Below are 11,069 nucleotides of genomic sequence, written 5' to 3'. Positions count from 1 at the left end.
CAGGTAGACCGACTGCCCCTCGGTGTGGGTGATGTACATGCCGAGGAACTTGGTGAAGAAGTCCACCGTCTCCTGCGGCTTGGGGCTCAGCAGTTCGGCACGGGCGAGATGGGAAATCTCGAACCGAGAGTCACTCATGTCGTTCTCCTTTATCGCGCCGCCATGACCGCGGTGGGCCGCATGCGCCGGCGACGTTTGTGGTGGATACGGGACTCGGGCGGGAATACGTCCAGACCCTTGAAACCGGCGGTGACCGCTGTCGCGGTTGTGACTGCCTGTGGCCTAGAACACTACGAGCCGGAGAGGCGTCGAGCCATGGCTTCAGGCGCACATCCTTTTGCCTTCAGGCGCACCGCGAGCCGCCCCGACGTCGCTCGCCGTGCATCACCTCCGCAGCCGTGACCAGCCTATCTAGGTCCGATCTCCGATTAATCGGGATCGGGGCGGCCCAGAAAGGGGTGCTGTTCGGTTATCCCGACCATCACCGCTCCATTCCCACCGGCAGTGGTTCCCTCGAAAGGACTTCGGTGAGGCACGAGCGCGATTCCAGCGCAGACCACATGCGAGTACTCACCACCGATCTAGACGCACCAGGTTCTGTCCGTACAGGCAGATATGAGCGAGAGGCACACAATGAGTCGCAAGAGCGCCGCGATCGTCGGCTCCGGGAACATCGGTACGGATCTGATGTACAAGCTGCTGCGGTCCGAGCACATCGAACCCCGGTACATGGTCGGTATCGACCCCGGCAGCGAAGGTTTGGCCCGGGCCCGGCAGGAAGGCCTCGAAGCCTCCGCCGGCGGGGTGGACTGGCTGCTCGCCCAGCCGGAACTGCCCGACATCGTCTTCGAGGCCACCTCCGCGAAGATCCACGCCGCCGCCGCACCGCGCTACGCCGAGGCCGGGATCACCGCCATCGACCTCACCCCCGCCTCCATCGGGCCCTACGTCGTCCCCGCGGTCAACCTCGACGCCCACCTGAGCGCCCCCAACGTGAACATGGTCAGCTGCGCCGGCCAGGCCACCATCCCGATCCTCTACGCCATCAACGAGGTCGCCGACGCCTCCTACGGCGAGATCGTCGCCGCCATCGCCTCGCACAGCGCCGGGCCGGGCACCCGCCAGAACCTCAGCGAATTCAGCGAAAAGACCGGCAAGGCCCTCGCCCAGGTCGCCGGCGCCGACCGCGCCAAGGCCATCTCGGTGATCAACCCGGCCGAACCGCCGATGAACATGCGCGACACCGTCTACGCCAAGGTCCGCAACCCCGACCCGGCCGCCATCGAGCGCGCCGTGATCGACATGGTCGCCAAGGTGCAGCAGTACGTCCCGGGCTACTCGTTGCGACTGGTCGACGTCGACGGCGACCTGGTCACCGTGATGCTCGAGGTCGTCGGCGCGGGCGATTTCCTGCCCACCTACGCCGGCAACCTCGACATCATCACCGCCGCCGCCGTCCAGGTCGCCGACGTCATGGCCCGCCAGAACCTCGTCCAGGGAGCAGCACAGTGAACACCCCAACCCAGAAGAAGATCACGATCGTCGACACCACGCTGCGCGACGGCATGTCCTCGGTCTCGCACCAGTTCACCCCGCAGAACGTCGCCGACATCGCCCGCGGCCTCGACCGCGCCGGGGTCTCGACCATCGAGGTCGCGCACGGCATCGGCCTCGGGGCCTCCTCGATCCAGTACGGGTTCGCCGCCGCCACCGACCCCGACTATGTGCGCGCCGCCGTCGACGCCGTCGACAACGCCGACATCGCCGCCCTCTACGTCCCCGGCATCGCGACGCTGGCCGAGCTGCAGAAGGCCATCGACGCCGGCATCAAGACCGTCCGTGTCGCGGTGCACTGCACCGAGGCCGATTGCGGGCAGCAGCCCGTCGAATGGGCCAAGGAGCAGGGCCTGACGGTGATGACGTTCCTGATGATGAGCCACAAACTCGAGGCCGAACCGCTCGCCGAACAGGCCGCGAAACTCGACTCCTACGGCGCCGACGTCGTCTACGTCGTCGACTCCGCCGGTGCCATGGTGCCCCGGCACGCCGGAGATCGGGTCGCTGCCCTGCGGCAGGCGATCACCGCGCACATCGGGTTCCACGCCCACAACAACCTCGGTGTCGGCATCGCCAATGCGCTCACCGCCGCCGAGAACGGGGCCACCTTCATCGACGGGTCCCTGCGCGGTCTCGGCGCCAGCGCGGGCAACGCCCAGACCGAGGTCCTGGCCGCCGCCTTCGAACGCGCCGGCTGGGACACGGGGGTGGACCTGTTCCCGCTCATCGACACCGCCGAGCACGTCGTCGCGCCGCTGATGAAGGAACCGCAGATCGTCGACGAGACCGCCCTGATCCTCGGCTATGCCGGGGTGTACTCCACCTTCTTCCACCCCACCAAGCGGGCCGCGAAGAAGTTCGGCGTCCCCGCGCGCGAGATCCTGATGGAGCTTGGTCGCCGCGGCGTCATCGGCGGCCAGGAGGACATGATCATCGACGTCGCCTCCGAACTTGCCGGCCGCACCTACGAGACCCCGGTCTTGGCTGGGTCCTGACCGAGTGGAGGGACGCTCCGGACAACACGCTGTCGGTGCGTCCCTCCATCCCACCCATTTTCCGCGGTGTTCGTGCCGTGCGCCTCGCGACCACCCGATGTGCGTGTGAAGCCATGGTGCGCCCGGACCTCGGCTCGTAGTGTCGTGAGTCACAGACACCGTCAATGGCATGCCGCGCTTTGTCGCGTTTTCACATCAGGCCCGGGAGGCCCTGCATTCCAGCCTGAATTAACAGGAGAGCACATGACCGCAGTACCGGAAATTTCCGACGTCAAGCACCTCATTGGTGGCGATTGGCGTTCCGCGTCGGACGGCGCGACGTTTGAAACGCGTGACCCGCACGATGACTCTCTGCTCGGCACCGTTGCCCGGGGCACGGCGGCCGATGGCACTGAAGCCATCACCGCGGCTCGGAAGGCGTTCGACGAAGGCCCGTGGCCGCGGATGTCGCCGAAGGAGCGGGCGAAGATCCTGCACGCGGTCGCGGACAAGGTCGACAGCCACCGTGAGGAGCTGGCCCACCTCGAGACCCGGGATGGCGGCAAGAGCATCAATCAGTCGCTGCACGCCGAGATTCCCCGCGTCGCGCACAATCTGCGGTTCTTCGCCGACTACGTGTCGATGGCCGCCAACGAGGCCTACCCGGATGGAGAGTTGCTCTCCTACGTGCTGTACCCGCCAGCCGGAGTCGTGTCGGCGATCAGCCCCTGGAACGCGCCGCTGATGCTGGCGACGTGGAAGATCGCCCCTGCGTTGGCGTTCGGGAACACCGCCGTCCTCAAGCCGTCACCGCAGACTCCCTTGACCGCCAATCGGTTCGCGGAACTCGCCCTCGAGGCCGGGTTGCCCGAGGGTGTTCTGAACGTGGTACACGGATTCGGCGGCGAGGCCGTCGCCGGACCTCTCACATCAGATCCGAGGGTCGACCGGATCACGTTCACCGGCTCGAGTGCCACCGGGGTCAAGATTCTCCAGGCCGCCGCCGTGAACCACACCCCGGTTTCGGCGGAGATGGGCGGCAAGTCCGCGAACATCGTCTTCGCCGACGCTGACCTCGACATCGCCGTTCCCAAGTCGATCCGTGCGATCTTCGGGGGCAACGGCCAAGTGTGCCTGTCGGGTTCGCGGCTGCTGGTGCAGAACTCGATCATGGACGAGTTTCTCGAGCGGTTCACCGAGGAGGCCCGCACGCTGACCGTCGGTGACCCGAAGGACCCTGCCAATTTCGTCGGTCCGCTCATCGAGCAGAAGCACCTCGAGAAGGTGCACGGTTACGTCGAACTGGCACAGGAGGAGGGTGGCAAGATCCTCACCGGCGGGTCCCGGCTTACCGACGACGCCCGAGCGAACGGTTTCTACTATCCGCCGACAGTGATCACCGGGCTCACCAACGACTCGCGCACTGCGCGCGAGGAGATCTTCGGTCCCGTCGAAACGGTTCTCGGATTCGACACCGAGGATGAGGCACTGCGGATCGCTAACGACTCGCCCTACGGGCTGGCCGGGATGCTGTTCACCGAGAACCTCAACCGGGCTCATCGAATGGCGGCGCAGTGGAAGGCCGGCACCGTCTGGATCAACACCTTCTTCGAACGCGACCTCCGACTGCCGTTCGGCGGCGAAGGCAGCAGCGGACTCGGCCGTGAGGGCGGCCAGTACTCACGCGAGTTCTTCACCGAACCGCGCGCTGTGACGATCCGCCTGCGCGGGTAGTCTTCGCCACCTCGAATCGTCCGGTGCGGCTGATGCTGCACCGGACGATTCGGTTTGTGCAGGTCCGGGCATCCGGCCGGGTTCAGGTCCTGAGCACGATGCCAGGGCGACACGGCACGGCCCTGGCCGTCAGGCAGCCTTGACTGCCAGTCCGTCGACCATTTCCGGACCGAGACCGACTCCATGACGGGCCAGGCTCCTCACCGATCTGCTCGGTTGCAGGGCCCGCACACGACTGAAAAGGCACCGACGGTGTGGTTAACCGCCGGTGCCCTGGTGCACCCGTTGTTCTTGGTGACTTGTGCCGCTCAGTTCCCCACTTTCGGCAGCAGCAGAGACACTCGGAGTTTGGAGTCGATCGTTTGCCCGAGTGCGAGGGATTGGTCGAGTAGTGGTCCGAGTGCCTTCACTTTCGCGTCTGCTTCACCGAGCGTGGTGACGATCGTCGCGGCCGGCGCCGCGGCCGCATTGGCCTGGTCCGTTGCCGCCTGTCCGGCTCCGATGATGCCCACGAGCGGCGGGTCCGCCGCCTGCAGTGCATCACCGAGCGCGGCCAGTTGATCCCCGAGCGAACCAAGAGTCTGGTCTGCCCTGGTCAGCGAGTCCAGGATCCCGACCACATGCGGGAGGCTGTTGTTGATCGCCGTGTTGGCGGGCGGTAGTTGCTGCGCTCCGTCCAGTGCTTGATCGGTGGTGTTGTCGACGATCTTCGCCTGTGCCACCCCGTCCTTGAAGATGTCGTTCGAGATGCTCAGATCGCGGGTGACGACGAGGATGCCGGCAAGTACTGCGATGGTGAATGCGAATGCAATTGCCCAAGAGAGCCGAAGCATCAGGGATTCCGCCTTTCGAGGAGATTGGGGTGCCGTCACGCCGGTGGCGTGGAAGCCGGTGCGGGTGCAACACCCAGCGGCGGCAAGTTCAGTTCGTTGACCGGTGGGCCGACCACCGCGAGAAGGGGACCGAACTCCTGGACGTGGGCGGCTTCCTCGCGGATGACCGACAGTGTGGTGGCGATCGCCGAGGCTTTCGGGCCGAGTTCTCCGAGCGATCCGCCGACCGTGGTCAGCCCCTGGTTGATGCCCTCCAACTGTGTCGTTACCGAACCGACCGCGGTGGACAGACCAGCCACGGTTGGGCTGGCTTGGTCGGCGCGGCTGGTCACCGAGGCCACCAGGTCGGGTAGCGGCAATGCGGTGGCTCCGACCGATGAGGTGGAGGCGTTGACAGTCTTCGCGAGGCCGGACAGCTCGCCCGCCTTGGTGGTGAGGCCCTCGAGGTCGTTGGCGAGCGGGGTGAGGGTCTGGATGTCGGTTGCCAATTGAGCGTGCTTGGGGAGTAAGAGAGCGGACAGACTGTCGAATTGGCCCGCTGAGTCGATGAGTTCGAGGCTCAATGCCGAGGGCCGTCCCAGCGGGTCGCTGACATCGCGTAGCGACGGGAAGAAGCCGTTCAGCGCACACAGGACGACGGCTGGCACGACTCCGAGTACCAGGACGACCAGGGACCATGCCTTCTTGGAGATCATCGGATTCCTTCTGGTGCGGGGATGAGCGCGTCGGAAGCGGGCACGAGTGCGAGTTTGTTGGTCGTACGCGTCAGTTCTGCATTGAGTTGGTTCGTCAGATCCAGTGCCCGAGTGAGTTCATCGTTGACCGCGGTGACCGTGGTGTTCGCATCCGCGGAGATCTGGTGCAGGGATGCGGCCGACCCTTGGAGGGTGGTTGCCACCGACTCGAGTTCGCCTGCGATCTGGGTATCACCTTGACCTGCGGCGACGAGGGCCTGCGCGTTGGGCAGCAGCGCGGCGAGATGGTCGACGTCCGTAGCGGCTGCGGAGTTCAACTGTGCCAGGACGCCGTTGAGTTCATCGAGCTGTCGGCGCGCGGTGGCGGGAGCGGTGAGGTCCGCCCGTTGGGCGAAGAATTCGTTGGTCACGCGGAAGTTGTCGACCACGGTGCGCGCACTGTCTTGAACGAGAAGCCCCTTGTGGATGGTCAGCAACACCATTGCGAAGAGAACGACTGCGATCACGGCGGCGGCGCGGCCGCACCATTCGGTGATAGTGGCGTACCGAGTCCGCGGCGCCGTATCGGGCACGTCCGATGTCATGGTCGGCGCGCTCTTCCGGTAGGGCAAGTCCGAAGTCGGGATGTCGAAACGCCGACAGCCGGTCAGGCCACGGCGTGAGAGGGAGGAGGGAGATAAAGTGTTGCCCTGCTTCATATCACGTCCAGTCGGGAGGGTGGGTTGCGCAGTTCAGTGGATCTGACGGACTATCCGGGTAGGGGCAGCATCTGGTTGATCGTTTGTGCCGCCGCGACCGATCCCTCTAGATCACTGACCAGTCCCTGCACGATGGCCAGCAGCTGTCGGCCTTGAGCACCGAAGCTGTCGGCGGACTCCACCAAGGGCAGCACCGTGTTCTGGACCTCGCCGAGTATGGACTGGATATTCTGCAATTGTTCGTTGGTCATCTGCGCACCTGTTGTTCCCTGCGCGAGCATCGCCGCGGCGGGCGTGATGGCCTCGTCGAGTTTGACCAGGAGGGGACCCAGCGCGACTGTCGAATCCAGCGCCGTTTGTGCAGTGTGCGTGAGTTCGGTCAACTGCTGCAACTGTCCGGTGAGTTTGTCATTGACGTCGACGATGTCCTCAGAGACACCGATGCTGGTCACGTTGACTTGCTGCTGATTGTCGAGGCGATGATTGAGGTTGTAGACGACGAATGTCAACAGTCCCAGAACACCGACCGCGACGATCGCCAGGACCATCCGTGCGGGTCCACCGCGGCGTCCGAAGAAGATCACAACAATTCCCTACTTTCCTGACAGATCGTTCGCGGATTCTTCCGCCGAGACCCGGGCGCTGTGGACCTTCTCGGCCGTCGAGCGTGCGTCGTCGAGGATCGATGCCAGTGTTGCGCGGTTGCCGGCCAGCGCCGTTGTCGCACCGTCGACCGGAGGCTGCAGCGAGTTGATGTGCGCAGTCAAAGCGTCCAGGGACACCACGAGATCGTCGACGTTCGCGCCTGCCTGGTCGAGTGTGCTCTGTACATCTCCGCTGATCTGGCCGATCAGGGTATTCAGTTCCGCCGCCACTGTGGCATCCGTTTCTTGGACGCTGGCCAGGGCCGCCTTCATCTTGTCGAGGGCTGCGAATGCGGACAGGGTGACTTTCTCGTGTTCGACGAGTTCGGCAAGCGCGGGGTTGTAGTTGTTGGCAGACACGACGGCCTGGTCGAGCCGATAGGGTGTGGCGGTCAGGTCGTAGACGCGAGGCCCGAGATAGAAGATGCCTAACGGGATCAGAGCGAGAAGGACGACACCGCGCATCACCTTTGTTGTCGTGGAGGCGCGTCGCGGATCCGGTTCGCCCACGGCGCGTTCCGTATGAGAGATCACCGTCATGAATCGCTCACCGAGAGTAGGGCGATCAGGCGTAGCACCGTCGCGGTATCGGTGAACAGACCCTTGACGACGAGTCGGCGCGTCACTAGTGCACCGAGCAACTTCATCCCGCGATTTGTCAGCAGTCCGAACGGGACGAGCCCGCCCGCCTTCGTCGGCAGCTGTGCGATGGTGTGGATGTGGTTGTCTGTGGTGATCAACACCACCGGCGGTTGCCCGACCATGCCGTTGTAGACGACTGCTTCTTCGTCCCCGCACACGATCGTGCAGGCGCTGTCGGTGTCCGTGCTGATGATCGTGACGGAGTGGGTGAGCTTGTGTGCCAGCTTGATACGCGAGGGGTGTTCTTCGAGGTTTTCACCAAGGTAGGTGCCGATGAATCCTGCGATGCTGTTGGCGTCGGCTCCGTCGTACAGAGACACCGGGTACTTGGTGTGTTCGAGGGTGGTCACAAGGTCGGCCTTTCGATGCTGGGGAGGAATCGTTCGGCGTAGCGTCGCGCGACGCTGGAGGGACTATCGACGGATCGGTCGGGTTCGGTTTGGACACCAGGATGGGGCCGGTGGAGGTACCGGCCCCATCGTGGATCGGGCGTCGGGATTGGTCCCGGTGACGGGTCAGGCGATGAGATCCTCGCGTCCGGCGTCCTTGAGGTCCTGGATGTAGATCGGGAACAGGAACTTGGTGCTGGGCACGAGCTTGAGCACCTTCATGATCTGACCTTCGGCTTTGACGGTGCCCTTGGTGAGAGCCAGCGTCATGTTGACCTTGCCCTGCCAGAATTTGTTTGCGGTGTCGGAGCTCATTCGCAGGGTGGCGTTGGGCTCGACTCCGCCTTCGGCGACACTCGAATAGACCTTGTTGTTGGGCATATCGAGCACGACCTCACATTCGGGGTCGTGGCACGCGACGAGGAGAACGGCGCCGGTGGCGGTGAGCTTCGGGCCGAGCTTCTCGTCCAGGTACGCCTTCTCGAAAATGCCTCCGACGAAATTCCGCAGGTCGGTGGGGTCGGTGAATGCGGGCATTGTTCTCTGCTTTCTCTCTGATGGGTGTTACGTGAAAGGTGTGGGTCGGTGATTGCTCATCGCAGTTCCCGACCATGAGATGTAGAGCCGGAGGGATCAGTCAGCAAGCCGTAGCGCCGCGACCGGGCACAGTTTGACGGCCGTTTCAACCTTGGGACGAAGACTCTCGGCCGGAGCGTCATCCAAGACAATCACCTCGTCGCCATCGTCGTTGAGGTCGAAGACCTCGGGGGCGGCGATGACACATTCGCCGTGCCCTTCGCATCCTTCATAGTCCACGACGATCTCCATGGGTCTGTCTCCCTTCCTGCGAACCGGGGCTCAGCGGCTACCCCAAGCGATGGATAGATCCAGGTCAGCAAAGCTGCCTTCATGTCGGAGCGACGACAGGTTTCGGATCCGCTGCTCGGCTATCGAACCGACACGTTTTCCCGCGGCGCCGAAGACTGGGCGACTCCGCGCCGGCGGCCCCGAAGGATGCCGACGAGCAGTGCGAGAACGCCGAGGATCAGGAGAGCGATTGGCACGACCACACTGATCAGGTTCAACTGCATGCTCTGGGACTTGGCCGCAGCAGCGGCGTCGCTGATCGACTGGTCGTTGAGAGCGGTGTCGATGGCGAGGACGGGCATGACGGGCACCAACTGGCCGTCGATCTCGACATTCGCGATGATCTGCTGGTTCAGCTTCGCGTCGATGGGAGAGCCGAGGACCTGATCTGCAGCGAGGTCGATTCGGGTGACCGCGGTGTACGTGAACGGCACTGGATCGGCGAGCTGCCCGAGAGCCCCACCGAGACTTTGCTGCACGTCCGCCGGAAGGAGCGGAGCCAGCGATCCGACGAGCGACTTGGGCAGCGCGGGAGGCAATGTCGCCACGATCGCGGGATCGCGCAGGGTCCCCTTGGCTTCCACCGTGTAATTGAGTACGTCGCGTCCGGAGACGGTACCCGGGTCGACGTAGGTCATCGGAACCGTCGTTCTCGTTGCCGAATCGTAGTACTGGTAGTTCGCTGACGGGTTCGGGTGCAGTGGAAGAGCGATGGTCATCCCGCTGTGGGGTTCAACTCCCTCCCCGCGCGCGCCGTCCGCCGCATCCATCGTCTTGCGGTCGATGGCGTAGGTGTGGTTGGACGGCACCGAGAGTCCGGGTGCCGCGAGGGTGATGTCATCGTGAGCGAGCGCGGTGTCGCCGTCGGTGCTCGAGACGTAGATGTGCCGATCGATTGTCACCGGGACATCGGATGCGATCACGTTGGCGATATCGCCTGCTTGGAGCGCCTGAGCGTTGAGCAGCGTGCCGGTCCCCTCGTATACCGGGTTGACGTCAAGGTCTCCCGGCAACTTTGACAGCGAGGGCACTAGCACGAACCGCAGGAGGGCGGCCAGAGCGATGAACAGCACGCCGACTGCCACAAGGATTTTCGAAGAGCGTCTGACAAGCATCGACCGGTCCTTCGTCTACTTGATCGGTGGGTGAGGATCTGCCCCTTGTCGCCCGCCTCGCTAATGGACCGACACTTGCGTGGCCGTGTCGATCGTCGAGGCGGTGCGCGGATCGCCATCTATCGGTTCGCCGGGCAACCTCACTGTGGTCACCGCGGAACACTGCCCAGATGCCACCACGTCGGTCCAGGGCTATCCGCGTATCCTGATCAATCGAACTGAAGCCGAGCGACGATGCCGTGATGCTGGACACAACAACCGGTTGCTTGTGACTGCGCGCACAGACCAATCCGCCGGGTTAACCAGCGCCTCTGTGATATCAATCCAGCGGTCCGGGACAATCACCACGGTACTGCCGAATTCTTCCCGACATCCTGGAGCCGGCGCCGTTCCGACACACAACCCCACACACTGAGTGCGGCAAGACCCACAGTGCTCCGATCTGGGAAGGTACGGAATCGTGTGATGGACAGCTTTGACTCCGCGATCATCGAGTTCGCCTGCCGGTGGCTGCCATACGGCACGCCACCATCCGAGGAACTGCTCACCCGATTCGGCATGACACGTGAGCGGTACGGACAGCAGCTCGCGCGGATCCTCGATGATCACCCTTCGCGGATACCCCTTGAAACCCGGCGCAAGCTTTGGCTGCATCTCGCTGAGCGCCAAACGGTACCGCCCCAGGTGACGACCACTCCCGGTCTCTGACACGGGCCTACACAAAGCGGTGGCAATCGACCGCTGCACGATCAAAACTGCTGATAAAGAAGGCTTTTCATGAATTCTCCTGAACCGATCGTCATAGTCGACGGCGCGAGGACCCCGATCGGCAGCTTCGGGGGCGCGTTCAAGGACGTGCCCGCCCATGAACTGGGTGCGACCGCCGCGAAGGCCGCGCTGGACCGTGCCGGGGTGCCGGGC

General features: G+C 64.2%; 12 protein-coding genes and 2 pseudogenes. 4 read left to right on the top strand and 10 right to left on the bottom strand.

The genetic code is table 11. From position 1 onward, the window contains the following. Positions 1-138 (bottom strand): annotated as a pseudogene (locus CA951_RS44780) (catechol 2,3-dioxygenase); the annotation flags it as partial. A 495-nt stretch (positions 139-633) separates the two neighbouring features. On the opposite strand from CA951_RS44780, the gene CA951_RS41615 reads away from it, so the two are divergent. The 3 genes from CA951_RS41615 (at position 634) to CA951_RS41605 (ending at position 4,265) form a co-directional block, all read left to right on the top strand. Next, positions 634-1,512 carry an acetaldehyde dehydrogenase (acetylating) gene (locus tag CA951_RS41615; protein ID WP_087562404.1) on the top strand — a complete coding sequence of 293 codons (879 nt, stop codon included), beginning with the start codon at positions 634-636 and terminating at the stop codon, positions 1,510-1,512. Then, positions 1,509-2,552, top strand: coding sequence for a 4-hydroxy-2-oxovalerate aldolase (gene dmpG / locus CA951_RS41610; RefSeq protein WP_087562403.1), 1,044 nt, complete (start codon positions 1,509-1,511; stop codon positions 2,550-2,552). The genes CA951_RS41615 and dmpG overlap by 4 nt, the downstream gene beginning before the upstream one ends. Before the next feature lie 243 nt (positions 2,553-2,795). Further along, the gene (locus CA951_RS41605) at positions 2,796-4,265 is read left to right on the top strand and encodes an aldehyde dehydrogenase (RefSeq protein ID WP_087562402.1); all 1,470 of its coding nucleotides are present in this window, start codon (positions 2,796-2,798) and stop codon (positions 4,263-4,265) included. A gap of 308 nt (positions 4,266-4,573) precedes the next feature. Here CA951_RS41605 and CA951_RS41600 read toward each other — a convergent pair whose 3' ends face one another. From CA951_RS41600 to CA951_RS41560, 9 genes are all read right to left on the bottom strand, one after another. Continuing rightward, positions 4,574-5,098, bottom strand: coding sequence for a hypothetical protein (locus CA951_RS41600; protein ID WP_087562401.1), 525 nt, complete (start codon positions 5,096-5,098; stop codon positions 4,574-4,576). Between the two features lie 35 nt (positions 5,099-5,133). Then, positions 5,134-5,793, bottom strand: a complete 660-nt coding sequence (locus CA951_RS41595) for a hypothetical protein (RefSeq protein ID WP_087562400.1) — start codon at positions 5,791-5,793, stop codon at positions 5,134-5,136. Then, positions 5,790-6,491 (bottom strand): hypothetical protein, encoded by a 702-nt coding sequence (locus tag CA951_RS41590; RefSeq protein WP_087562399.1) that lies wholly within the window; start codon positions 6,489-6,491, stop codon positions 5,790-5,792. The genes CA951_RS41595 and CA951_RS41590 overlap by 4 nt, the downstream gene beginning before the upstream one ends. 50 nt (positions 6,492-6,541) lie before the next feature. Continuing rightward, positions 6,542-7,075: a hypothetical protein gene (locus CA951_RS41585; RefSeq protein WP_087562398.1), complete on the bottom strand. Its 534-nt coding sequence runs from the start codon at positions 7,073-7,075 to the stop codon at positions 6,542-6,544. 9 nt (positions 7,076-7,084) lie between these two features. Beyond that, complete coding sequence (locus CA951_RS41580; RefSeq protein WP_087562397.1) at positions 7,085-7,675, bottom strand: hypothetical protein; 591 nt, start codon at positions 7,673-7,675, stop codon at positions 7,085-7,087. Next, a complete protein-coding gene (locus CA951_RS41575; protein WP_087562396.1) occupies positions 7,672-8,127 on the bottom strand; it encodes a hypothetical protein in 456 nt (151 codons plus the stop codon). Before CA951_RS41575 ends, CA951_RS41580 begins: the two co-directional genes overlap by 4 nt. Before the next feature lie 165 nt (positions 8,128-8,292). Continuing rightward, positions 8,293-8,703 (bottom strand): SCP2 sterol-binding domain-containing protein, encoded by a 411-nt coding sequence (locus CA951_RS41570; protein ID WP_087562395.1) that lies wholly within the window; start codon positions 8,701-8,703, stop codon positions 8,293-8,295. A gap of 96 nt (positions 8,704-8,799) precedes the next feature. After that, positions 8,800-8,994: a ferredoxin gene (locus tag CA951_RS41565; protein ID WP_087562394.1), complete on the bottom strand. Its 195-nt coding sequence runs from the start codon at positions 8,992-8,994 to the stop codon at positions 8,800-8,802. Positions 8,995-9,113: 119 nt separating this feature from the next. Next, the gene (locus tag CA951_RS41560; RefSeq protein WP_087562393.1) at positions 9,114-10,148 is read right to left on the bottom strand and encodes a porin PorA family protein; all 1,035 of its coding nucleotides are present in this window, start codon (positions 10,146-10,148) and stop codon (positions 9,114-9,116) included. A gap of 777 nt (positions 10,149-10,925) precedes the next feature. Here CA951_RS41560 and CA951_RS41550 point away from each other — a divergent pair. Then, a pseudogene (locus CA951_RS41550) lies at positions 10,926-11,069 on the top strand (acetyl-CoA C-acyltransferase); the annotation flags it as partial.

Origin of the sequence: Rhodococcus sp. NCIMB 12038, assembly GCF_002165735.1 — a bacterium.
In the GTDB taxonomy this organism is placed as follows: domain Bacteria; phylum Actinomycetota; class Actinomycetes; order Mycobacteriales; family Mycobacteriaceae; genus Rhodococcus_F.
This window is presented reverse-complemented; position numbering and strand designations above follow the sequence as displayed.